Annotated in this window: 15 protein-coding genes and 1 pseudogene; 14 read left to right on the top strand and 2 right to left on the bottom strand. The window is 69.3% G+C overall.

Annotation, left to right across the window (positions count from 1 at the left end; genetic code table 11):
• Positions 1 to 18: 18 nt before the first annotated feature.
• From QSK17_RS19745 to QSK17_RS19735, 4 genes are all read left to right on the top strand, one after another.
• Positions 19 to 273: a hypothetical protein gene (locus tag QSK17_RS19745; RefSeq protein ID WP_285706385.1), complete on the top strand. Its 255-nt coding sequence runs from the start codon at positions 19 to 21 to the stop codon at positions 271 to 273.
• 44 nt (positions 274 to 317) lie between these two features.
• Positions 318 to 2,402 (top strand): prolyl oligopeptidase family serine peptidase, encoded by a 2,085-nt coding sequence (locus tag QSK17_RS19740; RefSeq protein ID WP_285706384.1) that lies wholly within the window; start codon positions 318 to 320, stop codon positions 2,400 to 2,402.
• A gap of 153 nt (positions 2,403 to 2,555) precedes the next feature.
• Entirely contained in the window at positions 2,556 to 2,762 is a 207-nt protein-coding gene (locus tag QSK17_RS36210) for a hypothetical protein (protein ID WP_352231820.1), read from the top strand.
• 270 nt (positions 2,763 to 3,032) lie between these two features.
• Positions 3,033 to 3,767: an alpha/beta hydrolase gene (locus tag QSK17_RS19735; RefSeq protein ID WP_285706383.1), complete on the top strand. Its 735-nt coding sequence runs from the start codon at positions 3,033 to 3,035 to the stop codon at positions 3,765 to 3,767.
• Positions 3,768 to 3,785: 18 nt separating this feature from the next.
• On the opposite strand, the gene QSK17_RS19730 is transcribed toward QSK17_RS19735, so the two are convergent.
• Positions 3,786 to 3,938 (bottom strand): hypothetical protein, encoded by a 153-nt coding sequence (locus tag QSK17_RS19730; RefSeq protein ID WP_285706381.1) that lies wholly within the window; start codon positions 3,936 to 3,938, stop codon positions 3,786 to 3,788.
• Between the two features lie 42 nt (positions 3,939 to 3,980).
• On the opposite strand from QSK17_RS19730, the gene QSK17_RS19725 reads away from it, so the two are divergent.
• The 5 genes and pseudogenes from QSK17_RS19725 to QSK17_RS19705 all read left to right on the top strand — a co-directional run bounded on the left by QSK17_RS19725 (position 3,981) and on the right by QSK17_RS19705 (position 7,933).
• Entirely contained in the window at positions 3,981 to 4,331 is a 351-nt protein-coding gene (locus QSK17_RS19725; RefSeq protein ID WP_285706380.1) for a bifunctional 3-phenylpropionate/cinnamic acid dioxygenase ferredoxin subunit, read from the top strand.
• Positions 4,328 to 5,500, top strand: a complete 1,173-nt coding sequence (locus tag QSK17_RS19720) for an NAD(P)/FAD-dependent oxidoreductase (RefSeq protein WP_285706379.1) — start codon at positions 4,328 to 4,330, stop codon at positions 5,498 to 5,500. The genes QSK17_RS19725 and QSK17_RS19720 overlap by 4 nt, the downstream gene beginning before the upstream one ends.
• 15 nt (positions 5,501 to 5,515) lie before the next feature.
• Positions 5,516 to 6,601 carry an S-(hydroxymethyl)mycothiol dehydrogenase gene (locus tag QSK17_RS19715; RefSeq protein WP_285706378.1) on the top strand — a complete coding sequence of 362 codons (1,086 nt, stop codon included), beginning with the start codon at positions 5,516 to 5,518 and terminating at the stop codon, positions 6,599 to 6,601.
• A gap of 5 nt (positions 6,602 to 6,606) precedes the next feature.
• Positions 6,607 to 6,723 (top strand): annotated as a pseudogene (locus tag QSK17_RS19710) (MBL fold metallo-hydrolase); the annotation flags it as partial.
• A 94-nt stretch (positions 6,724 to 6,817) separates the two neighbouring features.
• On the top strand, positions 6,818 to 7,933 hold the full coding sequence (locus QSK17_RS19705; protein WP_285706377.1) for an aromatic ring-hydroxylating oxygenase subunit alpha: 1,116 nt from the start codon (positions 6,818 to 6,820) through the stop codon (positions 7,931 to 7,933).
• A gap of 99 nt (positions 7,934 to 8,032) precedes the next feature.
• Here QSK17_RS19705 and QSK17_RS19700 read toward each other — a convergent pair whose 3' ends face one another.
• Positions 8,033 to 8,806 carry an IclR family transcriptional regulator gene (locus QSK17_RS19700; RefSeq protein ID WP_285706376.1) on the bottom strand — a complete coding sequence of 258 codons (774 nt, stop codon included), beginning with the start codon at positions 8,804 to 8,806 and terminating at the stop codon, positions 8,033 to 8,035.
• A gap of 125 nt (positions 8,807 to 8,931) precedes the next feature.
• On the opposite strand from QSK17_RS19700, the gene betA reads away from it, so the two are divergent.
• The 5 genes from betA (at position 8,932) to QSK17_RS19675 (ending at position 17,635) form a co-directional block, all read left to right on the top strand.
• Positions 8,932 to 10,569: a choline dehydrogenase gene (betA, locus tag QSK17_RS19695; RefSeq protein ID WP_285706375.1), complete on the top strand. Its 1,638-nt coding sequence runs from the start codon at positions 8,932 to 8,934 to the stop codon at positions 10,567 to 10,569.
• Between the two features lie 396 nt (positions 10,570 to 10,965).
• Entirely contained in the window at positions 10,966 to 12,033 is a 1,068-nt protein-coding gene (locus tag QSK17_RS19690) for a quaternary amine ABC transporter ATP-binding protein (protein WP_285706374.1), read from the top strand.
• A complete protein-coding gene (locus QSK17_RS19685; protein WP_285706373.1) occupies positions 12,033 to 14,048 on the top strand; it encodes an ABC transporter permease in 2,016 nt (671 codons plus the stop codon). Before QSK17_RS19690 ends, QSK17_RS19685 begins: the two co-directional genes overlap by 1 nt.
• A 27-nt stretch (positions 14,049 to 14,075) precedes the next feature.
• Entirely contained in the window at positions 14,076 to 15,059 is a 984-nt protein-coding gene (locus QSK17_RS19680; RefSeq protein ID WP_285706372.1) for an ABC transporter substrate-binding protein, read from the top strand.
• Between the two features lie 173 nt (positions 15,060 to 15,232).
• Positions 15,233 to 17,635 carry a GcvT family protein gene (locus tag QSK17_RS19675; RefSeq protein ID WP_285706371.1) on the top strand — a complete coding sequence of 801 codons (2,403 nt, stop codon included), beginning with the start codon at positions 15,233 to 15,235 and terminating at the stop codon, positions 17,633 to 17,635.
• Positions 17,636 to 17,644 lie beyond the last annotated feature (9 nt).

Raw genomic sequence — 17,644 nt, 5'->3', positions numbered from 1 at the left:
GCCCTGCACGTCCGCGACGTGGACGCCGCAGCCGCCTTCTGCGAGCAGCACCTGGGCCTGCGTCGGGCCGCGGTTTCGCCGCCACACGCGGTCGTGTTCGACACCAAGCCGACCCCGTTCGCCATCCGCGAGCTCCTCCCGGGCATCGACCTCGCCGACGCCGCACGGCCCGGCCTCGGAGTGGCGCTCTGGTTCGTCAGGTGTCCACCAAACCGGGGCAGGACCAAAGTAGATGGCCGTCAGGCGAGCCCGGCGGAGGGACGCGTGATCTAATGTCCCGGCAAGTCACCGGATCTCCGGCATATGATCATGCGCATATGAGCGACATCACCGAACCCCCGATCGCCCGGGTGGACGTCGTGCGCGAGACCCTCCACGGCATCACACTCGAGGACCCCTACCGGTGGATGGAAGCCGAAGGCGAGGAGTTCCACCACTGGCTGGACGGCCAGGCCCGGCACGCCCGCGAGCACCTGGACGCCCTGCCGCACCGCTCCGGCCTACTGACCCGGATCCGCGAACTGGGCGGTGCGCTCACGCGGTACTTCGGCCTCGCGATGGCGGCCGACAGGGTCTTCGCCCTGGTACACGAGCCGGACGCCCGCGTGCCGGTGCTGACGGTGACCGAGGCCGACGGAGCGAGCAGGGTCCTGTTTGACCCCGGCACGGTGCCCGGCGACGGGCACCACGCCATCGACTGGTACGTGCCCTCCCCCGACGGCCGCCACGTCGCCTGCGCCGTCTCCGCCTCCGGGTCGGAGGACAGCTCCATCCACGTGATCGACGCCGACTCCGGCGCCCTCCGGGAGACGATCCCGCCCACGACGCGCTTCGCCTTCCTGAGCTGGCTGGAGGACAGCCGGTCGTTCGTCTATCACCGCTACGCAGAGCAGCACCTCCTGGACAGCCGTACCTTCCTGCACCACCTGGGCGCCGACCCGGCGCAGGACACGGCGGTGCTGGCGCGCGGCCTCAACCCCCACATCGAGCTGACCCCGCGGGACCGGCCTTTCCTGGTGGTGCCGCCGCACGGCGAGTGGATGCTGGCGATCGTCTCCCACGCCGCGCTCAGCCCCTGGCCCTGGACCAGCGAGCAGCTGAGCGACTGCACGCTGTACGTGGCGCCGCGGACCGGGCTGGCCGACCCGGCCGCCTGCCCGTGGCAGCTGGTCGCGGACGTGGCCGACGGCGTAACCACCTTCGCCACCAGCCACGACACCCTCTACCTGGTCTCCCATCGGGACGCGCCGCGCTCCCGCGTGCTGGCCGTTCCGCTTGCCGCACCCGATCTGTCCCGAGCCCGGGTGGTCGTGCCCGCGGGTGAGCGGGCGGTGGAGTCGGTGCGGGTGGTGGGCGACCGGCTGCTGGTGCGCGATCTCGACGGCGGCGTCAGCCGGATACGGCACGTACCCCTGTCCGGCGGCGAGCCCGCCGACCTCCCGATGCCGGTGGACGGCACCATCCTGGAGTGGACCACCCACCCCGAGCGCCCCGAAGCCCTGCTGCTGGTGGCCGGCTGGACCGACGCGCCGCGGCTCTACCGCTACGACGGCCAGTCCCTCCAGGACACCGGGCTGGCGCCCCGCTCACCGGTGGACTTCGGCGACGTGCACGTCCGTACTCTGCACGTGCCCGCGAGGGACGGGACGCCGATCCCGCTCACGGTCATCCACCACAAGGACCTGGAGCTGGACGGCGACAACCCGGCCGTGCTCACCGGCTACGGCTCCCACGGGTTCATCGACCTGCCGGAGTTCCGTCCCGAGATGCTCGCCTGGTACGAGCGTGGCGGCGTCTACGCCGTCGCGCACCTGCGCGGCGGCGGCGCCTACGGCCGCGAGTGGCACGAGGCCGGGCGCGGCGAGCGCAAGGAGGCCACCATCACGGACTTCATCGACTGCGCCGAGCATCTCATCGCCCTCGGCTACACCCGCCCGGGGCGGCTGGCTGCCGAGGGCGCCAGCAGCGGCGGCATCCCCACCGGCGGCGCGCTGGTGCGCCGCCCCGATCTGTGGGCGGCCATGGCGATGCACGCGCCGACGGTGAACGCCACGCGCAACGAGTTCAGCGAGAGCGGGCCGATCAACGTGCCGGAGTTCGGCAGCGTCACCACTGAGGAGGGCCTGCGCGACCTGCTGATCATCGACGCCTACCTGCGGGTCCGGGACGGCGTGCCGTACCCGGCGGTGCTGCTGACCACCGGCCTGCACGACGCGCGGGTGCCGCCGTGGCAGCCGGCGAAGCTGGCTGCCCGCCTGCAGGCGGCCACGGACTCCGGTCGGCCGGTGCTGCTGCGCGTCGAGGAGCACGGCGGCCACGGCGCCGGCTCGACCAGAGACCAGGAGCAGGCACTGCTCGCCGATGTGCTGGCCTTCATCCTGCACGCGTCCGACGGGTCATGATGACGACAGACATGTCGGGTACGGCACACGCACGCGCCCTCAGCCACCTCACAGCCCGGTCGATCCCGGCCTGCGTGTGACGCTCAACCTCCATCCCGACCGCCTGGTGGGCGAGCTGGCGATCCTCGAGCGGCTGGCAAGGACGGCGTCTACCTGTCCCAGTTCGTCACCGGGACCGGCAACGGCGGCCTGACCGCCCATCCCGGCGGGGACAGGTGGCTCTGGGAGAGCCGCATCTTCGCGCGGGCGCCTACGACGAGGCGCCCGCGCGACAAGGTTGAGCAGACCGTCACCGCGTGGGTGGCGGCGCGCCGTCACGACGTGGTCTACCGCGGCAAAGCCGTCAAAGGGTCGTGGTAGCGGGCGCTCGCGACCAGAATCGAAGCGCACACCGATGAAGGCTCGGTAGACGACGGGCTGAAGCCCCTCCGTGGCATCCGCCCACGGAGCCTCCGCAAAACCCGTTGGCGGACCACGGCGACCACTGCTACTTTTCTGGAGGCCGTGCCAGAGAACGAGGAGGTGGTACCCGTGAACGCAGTATCGACATGGGTGCTCCCCTCCGGGGTCACGGTCGGGCGATAGGTCGTCCGGGAGCGCTGTTCAAGAGCACTCCCGAAAGGCACGACCATGCAATTCACCTCCGAGCAGCGCCTCGACGACGGCATCCTCGAACGCGAATTCACCCTCGGCGAGATCCCCGGCATCCTGTGGACGCCCGGATCCGCATCCGCACCGGCGCCGCTGATCCTGCTCGGCCACCCCCCGCTCGGACTGCACAAGATGTACCCCCGGCTGGTGGCGCGGGCCCGGCACTCTGCGGCGGAGGGCTTCGCTGCGGCCACCATCGAGCTCCCCGGGACCGGTGACCGGCCCCGCTCCGCCGCCGCCGAGCAGGCCCGCGCCGACCTGCGCCGGGCTATGGAGGCCGGCGAGCCGGTCAGCGACGAGATCATCGACGCCCTCATCCTCCCGCTCGTCGACAAGGCGGTCCCGGAATGGCAGGCCGCCCTGGATGCCCTCCTGTCGCTGCCCGAGATCGGCGGCCCGGTCGGGTACTCGGGAGGAGTGATCTCCATCGGCATCCGGCTTGCGGTGGTCGAGCCGCGCATCGTGGCCGCCGGCTTCTTCGCCGGGAGTTTCGTGCCTCGCACCATGTTCGAGGAGGCCCGACAGGTCACCATTCCGCTGCACGTCCTGCTGCAGTGGGACGACGAAGGGAACGACCGGCAGGCAGCTCTGGACCTGTTCGACGCCTTCGGCTCCGAGGAGAAAACGCTGCACGCCAACATGGGCGGGCACACCGGCGTCCCGCAGTTCGCAGGGGAGGACGCGGCCCGGTTCTTCACCCGGCATCTGCGCTAGCCGCCGACCACCCCGCCGTCAGGCCAGCAGCAGACGGTAGGCGGTGCCGGCCAGGACGCCGCCCTTCGAGGACAGGTCCCGGCCGGCACTCCCGGTCAACCCGAAAACTGGACAGAAGCCCCGCAAACCGGTCTTGACATCCGCATTCCGCACCCGCACTCTGTTGCGCATGGCGCTAAACGTTCCCCGTTACGAAACCGGGGATGTGACACGATGATCCCAGCGTGCCCTCTCGCGTCACTTCCGCGAGGTGAGGCCGTCCGCCTCAATGTCAATCCGCCCATCGCCGTCTTCCACACCGATAACGGCGAGATCCTCGCGATCGACGACACCTGCACCCACCAGGACGCCTCGCTGGCCGACGGGTGGCTGGAGGGCTGCGAGGTGGAGTGCCCGCTGCACGCCTCACGATTCGATCTGCGCACCGGCCAGGTCGACGCCCCTCCCGCCAAGCGGCCAGTCCGCACCCACCAGGTGGTCGTCCAGAACGACGTCATCTATGTCGTGCCGTCCGACGCGCCGCCCAACCTTCCTCCTTGCGTCACCGTGAGGGAGCGGGAGTGAACACGATCTGCGTGATCGGCGCCTCGCTGGCTGGGCTGCTGAGCGCCCGCGCCCTGCGAGGCCAGGGGTATGAGGGACGCATCGTCCTCATCGGCGAGGAGAAGCATCGCCCCTATGACCGGCCCCCGCTGTCCAAGGACTTCCTCAAGGGCGCCATCAGCGAGACCGACCTCGCCCTGGAGTCCGAAGGCGAAGACCCGGACCTCGAATGGCGGCTGGGCGGGGCCGCCACCGCCCTGGACCCGGCCATCCGGCGTATCACGCTGAGCGACGGCACCTCGCTTCTCGCGGACGGCATCGTGATCGCGACCGGCGCCTCCGCGCGCCGACTGCCGGCGGCGGAGGGACTGCCCGGCGTGCACACGCTGCGCACGCTGGACGACGCCCGAGCGCTACGCGCCGACCTGAAGACCGCCAAGAGACTGGTGGTGATCGGCGGCGGCTTCATCGGCGCCGAAGTCGCCGCCACGGCCCGCGAGCTGGGCCTGGAAGTGACCCTCGTGGAGTCGGGGCAGGCGCCGCTGGCGCACGTCATCGGCGTCACGATGGCCCGGGCCATCGCGGGCGTGCACGAGAAGCGCGGCGTCCAGCTGGTCTGCGGCGCGCACGTGACAGCACTGACTGGCGCGCACCGGGTCGACGGGGTACGCCTGGCGGACGGAACGCACCTGCCGGCCGACGTCGTGGTCGTCGGGATCGGGGCGGTGCCCAACACCGCCTGGCTGGAGGGCAGCGGCCTGGAATTGGGCGATGGGGTCCTCTGCGACGAGGGCGGCGGTACGTCCGTCCCGGGGATCGTCGCCGTCGGCGACTGCGCGGCCTGGTTCGATCCCGCGCAGGGCCGCCACCACCGGATCGAGCACTGGACAGGCGCCCGCCAGCGAGCCGGCGTCGCGGCGGCGACGCTGCTGTCCGGCGGCACCGCCCGCCCGGAGCCCGCGCGCCCGGCCTACCTCTGGTCCGACCAGTTCGACGTGAAGATCCAGTTAATCGGGCAGGCCCGCGACGCTGACACGGTCACCGTGGAGGAGGGCGATCCGGCGAACCACAGCTTCCTCGCCGTCTACCGGCAGGGAGGCCGCCCCGTGGCGGTGCTGGGTGTGAACCAGGTGCGGCTGTTCACCCGCTGGCGCCGCCATTTGGAGACCGCGCCGGCCCAGGCCGGCTGAAACAGGAGTGAATCGATGGCGCATGAAGTTCGCGGCGTGGTCGCGACCGGCAAGGGTAAGCCGGTCAGCCTGGAGACGATCCTGGTGCCGGATCCCGGCCCCGGCGAGGCACTGGTGAAGGTGCAAGCGTGCGGCGTATGCCACACCGACCTGCACTACCGCGAGGGCGGCATCAGCGACGACTTCCCATTCCTGCTCGGTCACGAGGCGGCGGGACTGATCGAAGCCGTCGGCGTCGGAGTCACCGACGTCGTGCCCGGCGACTTCGTGATCCTCAACTGGCGTGCGGTGTGCGGATCCTGCCGCTCCTGTCTCAGGGGCCGCCCGCAGTACTGCTTCGCCACCCACAACGCGACCCAGCGCATGACCCTGGCCGACGGCACGCCGCTCAGCCCCGCGCTCGGCATCGGCGCGTTCGCCGAGAAGACGCTGGTGGCCGCCGGACAGTGCACCAAGGTCGACCCGGCCGCCTCCCCGGCCGCCGCCGGGCTCCTCGGGTGCGGCGTGATGGCCGGGCTCGGCGCGGCCGTGAACACCGGCGCAGTCAGCCACGGCGACTCGGTCGCGGTCATCGGTTGCGGCGGCGTCGGCAACGCGGCGATCGCCGGCGCCCAGCTCGTCGGCGCCACTACGATCATCGCCGTCGACGTGGACGACAGGAAGCTCGACTGGGCGCGTGGCTTCGGCGCGACGCACACCGTCAACGCGAAGCAGGCCGATCCCGTCGAGCGGATCAGGGAGCTCACCGGCGGCTTCGGCGCGGACGTTGTCATCGACGCCGTCGGCCGGCCTGAGACGTTCAAGCAGGCGTTCTACGCCCGCGACCTGGCCGGGACCGCCGTGCTCGTGGGCGTGCCCACCCCGGAGCTGATGCTCGAACTTCCGCTCCTCGACGTCTTCGGCCGCGGCGGCTCGCTGAAGTCCAGTTGGTACGGCGACTGCCTGCCGAGCCGCGACCTCCCCATGCTGGTCTCCCTCTACCTGCAGGGCCGCTTCGACCTGAACGCGTTCGTCACCGAGACCATCGGCCTGCCCGACGTGGAGGACGCCTTCGCCAAGATGCACCACGGCGAGGTGCTCCGTTCGGTGGTGCTGCTGTGACGCGGATCGAGCGCCTGGTCACCCGCGGCACATTCCGCCTGGATGGCGGGACGTGGGACGTCGACAACAACGTCTGGCCGCTGGGTGACGACGACCAGGTGCTGGTCATCGACGCGGCGCACGGCGACGACACCGGCATCGGAGCCGAGGCTCCGCAACTCGAGGACTGGATCCGCCGAGGACACTGACCCGGCCCGTACACAGAGGAGTACTCCCGTGGGCACCACAACAACCTCAAGCGTGATCCCCACCCTGCCGGGCCGCTATTACACCGATCCGGAGATCTTCGCGCTGGAGCAGCGGAGAATCTTCGAGACGATGTGGTTCTGCGTGGTGCGCTCTGCGGACCTGGCCAAGCCAGGAGCCTTCAAGACGGTGCAGGTCGGCACCGAGAACATGCTCGTCAGCAGGGCGCGCGACGGGTCGGTCCGCGCCTTCTATAACGTCTGCCGGCACCGCGGCGCGATCATCTGCACGGAGGAGTCCGGCGAGGTCAAGCGGGCCTTCCAGTGCTCCTACCATGCCTGGACCTACGACCTCGACGGCAAGCTGATCGCGGCGCCCAACCTGGCCAAGATGGCGGACCTGGATCGGACGGAGTACGGCCTGGTCAACGTGCACGTGCGCGAGTGGCTCGGCTACGTGTGGATCTGCCTGGCCGACGAGCCCCCATCGTTCGAGGAGGACGTGATGGGTGCGGTGACCGATCGGCTGGGCGCGCTCGACCTGATCGGCAACTACGACGTGGCGGAGCTGGAGGTGGGCCGGCGGATCGTCTACGAGGTCAAGGCCAACTGGAAGCTCATCGTCGAGAACTTCATGGAGTGCTACCACTGCGCCACGATCCACCCCGAGCTGACCGAGGTGCTGCCGGAGTTTGCCGACGGGTACGCGGCGCAGTACTTCGTCGGTCACGGCGCCGAGTTCGGCGAGGATGTCGAGGGCTTCACCGTGGACGGCTCGGCCGGGGTGGACCGCATCCCGGGCGTCAGTGCGGACCAGGACAGGCGCTACTACGCGATCACCGTCAAGCCGCAGGTCTTCATCAACCTGGTGCCCGACCACGTCATCCTGCACCGCATGTTTCCTCTCGCGGTCGACCGAACGGTGGTCGAGTGCGATTGGCTCTACCTGCCCGAGGTCGTGGCGAGCGGGAAGGACCTGGACAAGTCAGTCGAGCTCTTCCACCGGGTCAACCAGCAGGACTTCGAGGCCTGCGAGCGCTGCCAGCCGAGGATGGGCTCGCGCACGTACGCCAAGGGCGGCGTGCTGGTGCCGAGCGAGCACCACATCAGCGCCTTCCATGAATGGGTCCAGGAGCGGATCGGATAGAGACGGCCGGCGAAGACGAGGGGCTCCTGGACCCCCGCCCAAGGACGGGGCGGACTGCCCGGAGTGGAGCACGCGATGCGGTTGGCGTACGGGTGGACGCTAGTGCGCGTAGCCGAGCCGCTCGCTGATCTCGTCGGCGCCGCTGATCAGGACGGGGACGAGTTCGTGCATGCGCTTCTCGCTGAAGCGGTAGGCGGGGCCGGAGGCGCTGACCGCGGCGATGACCTCGCCGTGGTAGGAGCGGATGGGCGCGGCCATGGCGTTCAGCCCGTCCTCGAGCTCCTCCAGGCAGGAGGCGTACCCCGCCTTCCTGATCTCGGCCAGCTGCCGCTCGAGGGCGTCGGCATCGATGATCGTCCTGGACGTGAAGCTCTGCAGCTGTCCGTCGGCCAGCAGTTTCGCGCGCTGCCCGTCGTCCAGGTGGGCCAGGAGCACCTTGCCGCTCGAGGTGGCGTGCAGGGGCGTGAGCTGGCCGACCCAGTTGTAGGCGGTGACGGCGGAAGGGCCGCGCACCTGGTCCAGGTTGACGGCGTAGGTGGAGCGAAGCACCGCGATGTTGACCGTCTCGCCGATCTCCTTGGCCAGCCGCTGGCAGACGTGACGGCTGCGCTGGGTGATGTCCATCTGGGTGCTGACCCCGCCGGCCAGCCGGATGATGCCGAAGCCGAGGCGGTACTTGCCCCGGTCTTCGGCCTGCTCCACCAGACCGCGCGCCTCCAGGGCGCCGAGCAGCCGGAAGGCGGTCGACTTGTGCACGTCGATCTCGGCGGCGACCTCGCTGACCCCCGCCTCACCCCGGCGCGAAAGGATCTCCAGCACGCTGATCGCCCGATCGACGGACTGCACGCCCCCACTACTCGAGTCGTTGCTCATAGCGAAACTGTAAGTGCTTTGCAGAACTGCGTCGAACGCAAACAGAAGATCCATTGTTGCGACTAGTGCAACGCAATGCACATAACACTACGATTCGATGAAACGCGCGAGCGAGACGAGGCATCATGACGTCACCGCAGTACGACTTCGTCATCGTCGGAGGCGGCTCAGCCGGCAGCGCCCTGGCCAACCGGCTCTCCGCGGACCCGGCCACGCGGGTGCTGGTCCTGGAGGCGGGTCGACCGGACTATCCCTGGGACGTCTTCATCCACATGCCGGCGGCACTTACCTTCCCCATCGGCAACCGCTTCTACGACTGGCGGTACGAGTCCGAGCCCGAGCCGCACATGCACGGCCGCAGGATCTACCACGCCCGAGGGAAGGTGCTCGGGGGCTCAAGCAGCATCAACGGCATGATCTTCCAGCGCGGCAACCCGCTGGACTACGAGCGGTGGGGTGCCGACTCCGGGATGAAGACGTGGGACTACGCCCACTGCCTGCCGTACTTCAAGCGGATGGAGAGCTGCCTGGCCGACCCGGGGACTCCCTGGCGCGGCCATGACGGACCGCTGGCGCTGGAGCGAGGGCCGGCGAGCACCCCGCTCTACGCGGCCTTCTTCAAAGCCGTGCGGGAGGCGGGCTACCCGCTCACGGACGACGTCAACGGCTACCGTCAGGAGGGCTTCGCCCGCTTCGACCGCACCATCAGGCGGGGCCGCCGGCTCAGCGCCGCCCGCGCCTACCTGCATCCGGTGCTGAAGCGCCCGAACCTCACGGTCAAGACCCGTGCCTTCGTGTCGAAGGTGCTCTTCGAGGGCACGCGGGCGGTCGGCGTGGAGTACAACGGCGGCACCGTGCGGGCCAAGGAGGTCATCCTCTGCGGCGGCGCGATCAACTCGCCGCAACTCCTCCAGCTGTCTGGCATCGGCAACGCCAAGGAACTGAGCCCCCTCGGCGTCCGCGTGGTCCACGACCTGCCGGGCGTGGGTGAGAACCTGCAGGACCACCTGGAGGTCTACATCCAGCACGGGTGTGGCAAGCCGGTCTCGATGCAGCCGCACCTGCAGAAGTGGCGTCACCCGTGGATCGGCGCGCAGTGGCTGTTCCTGCGCAAGGGCCCGGGGGCGACCAACCACTTCGAGGCGGGGGGCTTCGTCCGCAGCAACGACGACGTTGGCTACCCCAACCTGATGTTCCACTTCCTGCCCGTCGCCGTCCGCTACGACGGCTCCGCGCCCGCGGGCGGGCACGGCTACCAGGTGCACGTCGGGCCCATGTACTCCGACGCACGCGGCTCGGTGAAGATCAAGAGTACCGATCCGCGCCGGCACCCCTCCCTGCGGTTCAACTACCTGTCCACCGCACAGGACCGACGGGAGTGGGTGGAGGCCGTCAGAGCGGCCCGCCGTATCCTCGGCCAGCCCGCCCTGACCGAGTTCAGCACCGGCGAGCTGTCGCCTGGGCCGTCCGTTGAGACCGACGAGGAGATTCTCAACTGGGTCGCCAGAGACGGCGAGACGGCTCTGCACCCCTCCTGCACGGCCAGGATGGGGGTGGACGAGATGTCGGTGGTCGACCCGGAGACCATGCGCGTGCACGGCGTGGACGGGCTGCGCGTGGTGGACGCCTCAGTCATGCCGTACGTCACCAACGGGAATATCTACGCGCCGGTCATGATGTTGGCGGAGAAGGCGACCGACCTGATCCTTGGCAACACCCCGCTCCCGCCCGAGACCACCGAGTTCTACCGCCACCGCACGTAAAGAGGGAGGCGGTGGGGGCCGCAGCTCCTCCCCACCGCCGCCTGGCCGGTGTCCGTCACTGGCCTCCGCCTCGGCCTTGCTCTCCGGGGTGACCGGCACGTGGTGGAAGGGCACGCGGCGCAACAGAGTGGGACCCGAGACGCCACACAGTCAAGACGTGGCGCGGGGAAGGGGAGAAACTACGACCATAGGGATTTATTCCGTGATTCCTGCTAAGCCTTGACTAGCCCGAAGAAAGCGGTCAATCCTGTTTCTCGCTGAGCAGCATCTTGCGCGATACGCAACGATCAGATCAGAGGGGCGCCGATGACACCGAGTTCGGCCTGGCAGGCGCTGGGTGGACACTCCCAGCGGTGGCTCCCAGCGAACTGACGCTCCGACGACCAAGAGGTGGCCATGACCGTACCGTCAGTGACCGAACGCATCCCGCTCGGCGCCGAGTCACCCTCCGTCCTCGACGCCAGGGGGCTGTGGAAGGTGTTCGGCCCAAAGGCCGACAGCGTCGTCGGCAGCGCGCTCGGCCGTAAGGAGCTCAAGGAGCAGACGGGCTGCGTCGCCGCGGTTCGCGACGTTTCCTTCTCCGTACGGAGAGGCGAGGTGTTCGTCGTCATGGGCCTTTCTGGCTCGGGCAAGTCCACCCTGGTCCGCTGCCTGACCCGGCTGATCGAGCCGACAGCCGGCGAGATCGTGCTCGACGGCGAGGACATCCGCAAGGCGGACGAGCGACGGCTGCGCGAACTGCGCAGACACCGCATGGCCATGGTCTTCCAGCACTTCGGGCTGCTGCCCCACCGGTGCGTGCTGGACAACGTCGCCTTCGGGCTGGAGATCCGCGGCGTGCCCAAGCAGCAGCGCTACACCAGGGCCCGCGAGGTGGTCGAGCTCGTCGGCCTCACCGGCTTCGAGAACTCCTATCCCGACCAGCTCTCCGGCGGCATGCAGCAGCGCGTCGGCCTGGCCCGTGCGCTGGCCGCCGACCCCGAGGTGCTCCTGTTCGACGAGCCGTTCTCCGCGCTCGACCCGCTGATCAGGCGCGAGATGCAGAACGAGGTCATCCGCCTGCACCACGAGGTCGGCAAAACCATGATCTTCATCACCCACGACCTGAACGAGGCGCTCAAGCTGGGCGACCGCATCCTCATCATGCGTGACGGCGCGCTCGTCCAGATGGGCACCCCCGACCAGGTAGTCGGCGCGCCGGCCGACGACTACGTGCGGGACTTCGTCAGCGACGTGCCCAGGTCCGACGTCCTGACCCTGCCCTGGATCATGCGCGACGCACGTCCCGGCGAACCGCTCGACGGGCCGGAGCTCGCACCGGAAACCGTGATCCGCGACGCTGCCAGGACCGTCCTGTCCGCCGGCCGCCCGGTCAAGGTCGTCGCGGGCGGGGCCCTGCTCGGGGTGGTCACTACCGCGGAGATCCTGGAAGTCATCGCGGGTCCCTCCGAGGAGAAGCACTGATGGCGGCGCTGCCCACCACCACCGCTGCCACCCTCACGTTCGCGCGCCGGCTCCTCCGCACCCGCTACCTGGCTGGCCTGGTCCTGGTGGCCTGGGTATTGCTGTGGGCCGTGCTGAAGGGCCGCGACACGCTGGCGCTGGGCGGCGCCGAGCTCACGCCGCTGCACACCCGGCTCAACGAGGGCATGGACGCGATCGACGCCGGCCGGAACAGCAACCCGCTCTTCCTGTACTTCATCAACTACATCCGGCTGTTCCTCGACGAGGCGGTCACCTTCATCCAGGCGCTGATCAGCCAGCCGTCGTTCAGCCGACCGGTCCCGGTCATCGGCTGGCTCGGCGTGACCGGCATCGCCACGGCCGTCGCGCTGCTGTACGGCAACCGCAGGGTGGCCGTGCTGACCGCGACCGGGTTCGCGGCGTTCGGCCTGCTCGGCCTGTGGCAGGAGAGCATGGACACGCTCGCCCTCACGCTGACCGCCGTCGTGCTGTCCCTCGCCGTCGGCATCCCCCTTGGGATCTGTGCGGGCCTCAGCGACCGGTTCAACCGGCTCGTCACGCCGGTGCTTGACTTCATGCAGACGATGCCGACCTTCGTCTATCTGGCCCCGCTCACGCTGTTCTTCCTGATCGGCCCGGCCAGCGCCACCGTCGCGACGATGATCTACGCGATCCCGCCGGCGATCCGCATCACCGCGCACGGGATCCGGGAGATCCCCGTCAACACGCTGGAGGCGAGCACCTCCCTCGGCTCGACCGCTGCGCAGTCGCTGCGCAAGGTACGGCTGCCGCTCGCCAAGCGGACGATCATCGTCGGAGCCAACCAGACCATCATGGCCGCCCTGTCCATGGCCACGATCGCCGCCCTGATCGACGCGCCCGGACTGGGCAAGACCGTGCTGAAAGCGCTGGAGAAACTCGACGTCGGAACCGCGTTCAACGCCGGACTGGCCATCGTGATCATGGCGATCGTCCTCGATCGGGTGACCTCGGCCGCCGGGCGGCGGGTGGGGGCGGAGCACCGTGCCGGCCGGGGGAACTGGGCGGGCCGGTCGCGTGGTCGGCGGGCGCGGCGGATCGAGGCGGGACTGGCCGTCGCCGTCACTGCGGTGCTGGTCTACCTCTCGCACGTCTACGTGTGGGCCGCCGAGTTCCCCGGCGATGTCGACCTCGGCTCCTATGTCCGGCGCGGCGCGGGCGCGGCGAGCGAATGGGCGCAGGACACGCTCGTCACGTACACGGGCGCGCTGAAGAACCTCATCACCTATGCGCTGCTCAACCCGTTCGAGTCGCTGCTGACCGGCTCGCCCTGGTGGCTGGTCGCAGTGGTCGTGATCGCCCTCGCGCTGCTGCTGGCGGGAACCCGGGCCGCGATCACCGTCGGCGTGGCGTTTGTGCTGCTGGTGCTGCTGGGGCTGTGGCGGGACAGCATGGTGACGCTGGCCTCCGCGCTTGCGGCCATCCTGCTCGTGATGGTCCTCGGCGTGGTGCTCGGGGTGTGGATGGGCCGCAGCGACCGGGTGGACCAGGTGCTGCGTCCGGTCCTCGACGCGGGTCAGACCATGCCAGCCTTCGTCTACCTCGTCCCGATCCTGGGGCTGTTCGGCCCGAGCCGGTTCACGGCCATCATCGCCGCCGTGGTGTTCGCCGCGCCGGTGTCGGTCAAGCTGGTGGCCGAGAGCGTACGGGGGGTGCCGCCCACCGTGGTCGAGGCGGCGACGGCCGGAGGGTGCAGCACCTGGCAGCTCATCTTCAAGGTCCAGCTCCCCATGGCACGGGCCGGCATCATGCTCGCAGCCAGCCAGGGCCTGATCTACGTGTTGTCGATGGTCGTCATCGGCGGCCTCGTCGGGGCCGGCGCGCTCGGATACGACGTGGTGGCCGGCTTCGTTCAGTACCCGCTGCGCGGCAAGGGGCTGGCCGCCGGGCTGGCGATCGTCGTGCTCGGCATCATGCTCGACCGGATTATGCGCGCAGCCGCGCAGCGCGCGGGCACGCGTCCGGCAGGCCAATGAAGAAAATCAATGGTCAGGAGGACCACCATGACAGCTTCGAGGATGGCCGGGCTGCGCACGTGCGCGCTCGTGGCGGGCGCCGGCCTCCTGCTCTCCGCCTGCGGGGGAGCGAAGGTCGGTGAGAACGACAACGCGCAGGCCTCGGGCGGTGGGAAGTCGGACTGCGGCACGGTCAACCTGGCGATCAACCCGTGGGTCGGCTACGAGGCGAACGCCGCGGTGATCGCCCATGTGGCCGAGAAGGAACTCGGGTGCAAGGTCGTCAAGAAGGACATCAAGGAGGAGGTGGCCTGGCAGGGGTTCGCCACAGGTGAGGTGGACGCGATCGTCGAGAACTGGGGCCACGACCACCTCAAGAAGAAGTACATCGAAGACCAGAAGGTCGCCGTGGAGGCCGTGCCCACCGGCAACAAGGGAGTCATCGGCTGGTTCGTGCCGCCGTGGATGGCCGAGAAGTACCCCGACATCACCGACTGGAAGAACCTCAATAAGTACGCTGACCTGTTCAGGACCTCCGAGTCGGGCGGCAAGGGGCAGATCCTCGACGGCGACCCCTCGTTCGTCACCAACGACGAGGCGCTGGTCAAGAACCTGAAGCTGGACTACAAGGTCGTCTACGCCGGCAGCGAGGCCGCCCTCATCACGGCGTTCCGCCAGGCGGAGAAGCAGAAGATCCCCCTGATCGGGTACTTCTACGATCCGCAGTGGTTCATGTCCGAGGTGAAGCTGGTGAAGGTCGGCCTGCCCGAGTGGACGGAGGGCTGCGACGCCGACGCGGCGAAGGTGGCCTGTGATTACCCGTCGTACGAGCTCGACAAGATCATGAGCACGAAGTTCGCGGAGTCCGGCAGCCCGGCCTACGACCTGGTCAAGAACTTCACCTGGACGAACGACGACCAGAGCCTCGTGGCGAAGTACATCGCCGAGGACAAGATGTCGGCCGAGGATGCGGGCGCCAAGTGGGTGGCCGACAACCCCGGCAAGGTCAAGGCCTGGCTTCCCGATAGCTGAGCATCTCCGTGCGCCCGGCCCGATCCGCGATCGGGCTGGGCGCGCGCGTGTTCGGGCCCTACAGAAACCGTACGGAATACGACAGAACGCACTCTTGACACCCGGAACTCCACAAGCGACGCTTGTTGCGAAAAGTGCGCCTGGTTGCATATACCGCAACAAAGGAGGTGGCTATGACGGACCCGAGCGTCGTCATCATCGGCGCGGGCGTGGTTGGCGCGGCCCTCGCCGACGAGTTATCCGCCCGTGGCTGGACCGACGTCACCGTCGTCGATCAGGGAGACGTACCCGCCACCGGCGGCTCCTCGTCGCACGCCCCCGGTCTGGTGTTCCAGATCAACGGGTCGAAGACCATGACCGAGATGGCTCGCTACACCGTCGAGAAGTTCGTCGAGCTGGACAGCTTCTCCCAGGTGGGCGGGCTCGAAGTGGCCACCACGCCCGAGCGGCTCGCCGAACTGCGCCGCCGCCACGGCTGGGCCGCGTCCTGGGGGATCGAGACGCACCTGCTCTCCCCCGAGGAAAGCGTGGCCAAGCACTCCCTTCTCGACGCCGGCAAGGTGCTCGGCGGGCTGTTCATCCCCACCGACGGCCTGGCCAAGGCGGTCAAGGCAGTCGACGCGCAGCTCGCCCGAGCCCGGGAGCGCGGGGTGCGGGTGCTGCCCAGGCACGAGGTGCTGAACATCAGGACCGATGGCGGCCGGGTCACCGGGGTGCTGACGGACCAGGGTGAGATCCCCGCCGACATCGTGGTGTGCTGCGCCGGGATCTGGGGACCGCGTGTGGCCCGGATGGTGGGGATGGAGCTGCCGCTCACGCCGCTCGCCCATCAGCTCGCCTGGACTGGGCAGGTGCCCGAGCTGGCCGGTCAGACCGTCGAGGCGAGTCGGCCGATCCTGCGCCACCAGGACGCCGACCTCTACTACCGGGAGCGTTTCGACACGCTCGGCATCGGCTACTACGGCCACCGCCCCATGCCGGTCAGCCCCGACGACATCCTGTCCGTCGACGCGGCCGAGGTGATGCCGTCGGTGCTCGCCTTCACCCCTGACGACTTCGCCGATGCCTGGCGGGAGACGCAGGAGCTACTGCCGTCCACTTCCTCCGCCAAGGTGGAGGAAGGCATCAACGGGCTGTTCTCGTTCACGACCGACCACATGCCGCTGATGGGCGAGTCGCGCGAGGTCATCGGCTTCTGGGTGGCAGAGGCCGTCTGGGTGACCCACTCCGCGGGAGTGGGCCGCGCGATGGCCGAGTGGCTCGTGGACGGTCACTGCTCGTCCTTCGACCTGCACGAGTGCGACATCAACAGGTTCGAGCCGCACCAGCTCGCCCCCGGATACGTCCTGGCCCGTGGCTGCCAGAACTACGTCGAGGTCTACGACATCATCCACCCCCTCCAGCCGATGGAGGACCCTCGCCCGCTGCGCACCAGCCCGTTCTACGCCCGCCAGCAGGAGCTCGACGCGCGCTTCCTCGAGGCCGGCGGCTGGGAGCGGCCCCAGTGGTACAGCGCCAACGCCCCGCTGCTCCAGGGCCGCGAGATCCCCACGCCCGGCGAGTGGGCGGCCCAGTACTGGTCGCCGATCGTAGGCGCGGAGGCCCAGGCCACCCGAGAGGCCGTCGCCCTGTACGACATGACCGCGCTCAAGCGCCTGGAGGTCAGCGGCCCCGGCGCCGTCGCCTTCCTTAACCGCCTCACGACCGGCGACGTGGACAAGTCGGTCGGCTCGGTGACCTACTGCCTGCTGCTCGACACAGACGGCGGCATCCGCAGCGACGTCACGGTGGCCCGCCTCGGCCCGCAGGAATTCCAGGTCGGCGCGAACGGCAACCTCGACCTCGACTGGCTCGATCGCCACCGGCCCGCCGACGTGCACGTCCGCGACATCACCGCGGGAACCTGCTGCGTGGGAGTCTGGGGGCCTAGAGCTCGCGGCCTCGTCCAACCGCTGACCAGCACCGACCTGACTGCGCTTCGGTACTTCCGCGGCACCCGGGCCTACATCGGCAACGTGCCCGTCACGATGCTGCGCCTGTCCTACGTCGGCGAGCTGGGCTGGGAGATCTACACCACCGCCGACATGGGCCTCAAGCTCTGGGACACGCTGTGGAAGGCCGGCCAGGACCACGGCGTCATCGCCGCGGGCCGCGGCGCCTTCACCAGCCTGCGCCTGGAGAAGGGCTACCGTTCCTTCGGCACCGACATGACTCACGAGCATGACCCGTATGAGGCGGGGCTCGGCTTCGCCGTCAAGCTGGACAAGGGCGACTTCATCGGCCGCGAGGCCCTGCTCGCCCGCGGGGAGTCGGTCACCCGCAGGCTCACCTGCCTGCTCACCGATGAGGTCGTCATGGGCAGGGAGCCGGTCTACGACGGTGAACGTGCGGTCGGCTACGTCACCAGCGCCGCCTACGGTTACACGATCGGCAAGGGCATCGCTTACGCATGGCTGCCCGCCTCGCTCGCGAACCCGCGCCAGGCACTGCACATCGGCTACTTCGACCAGCGGATCGACGCCGTCGTCGCCGAAGAACCTCTGTTCGACCCGGCGATGCAGCGGCTGCGCGGTTAGGAACGGAGA

Origin of the sequence: Microtetraspora sp. NBRC 16547, from assembly GCF_030268965.1 — a bacterium.
In the GTDB taxonomy this organism is placed as follows: domain Bacteria; phylum Actinomycetota; class Actinomycetes; order Streptosporangiales; family Streptosporangiaceae; genus Microtetraspora.
This window is presented reverse-complemented; position numbering and strand designations above follow the sequence as displayed.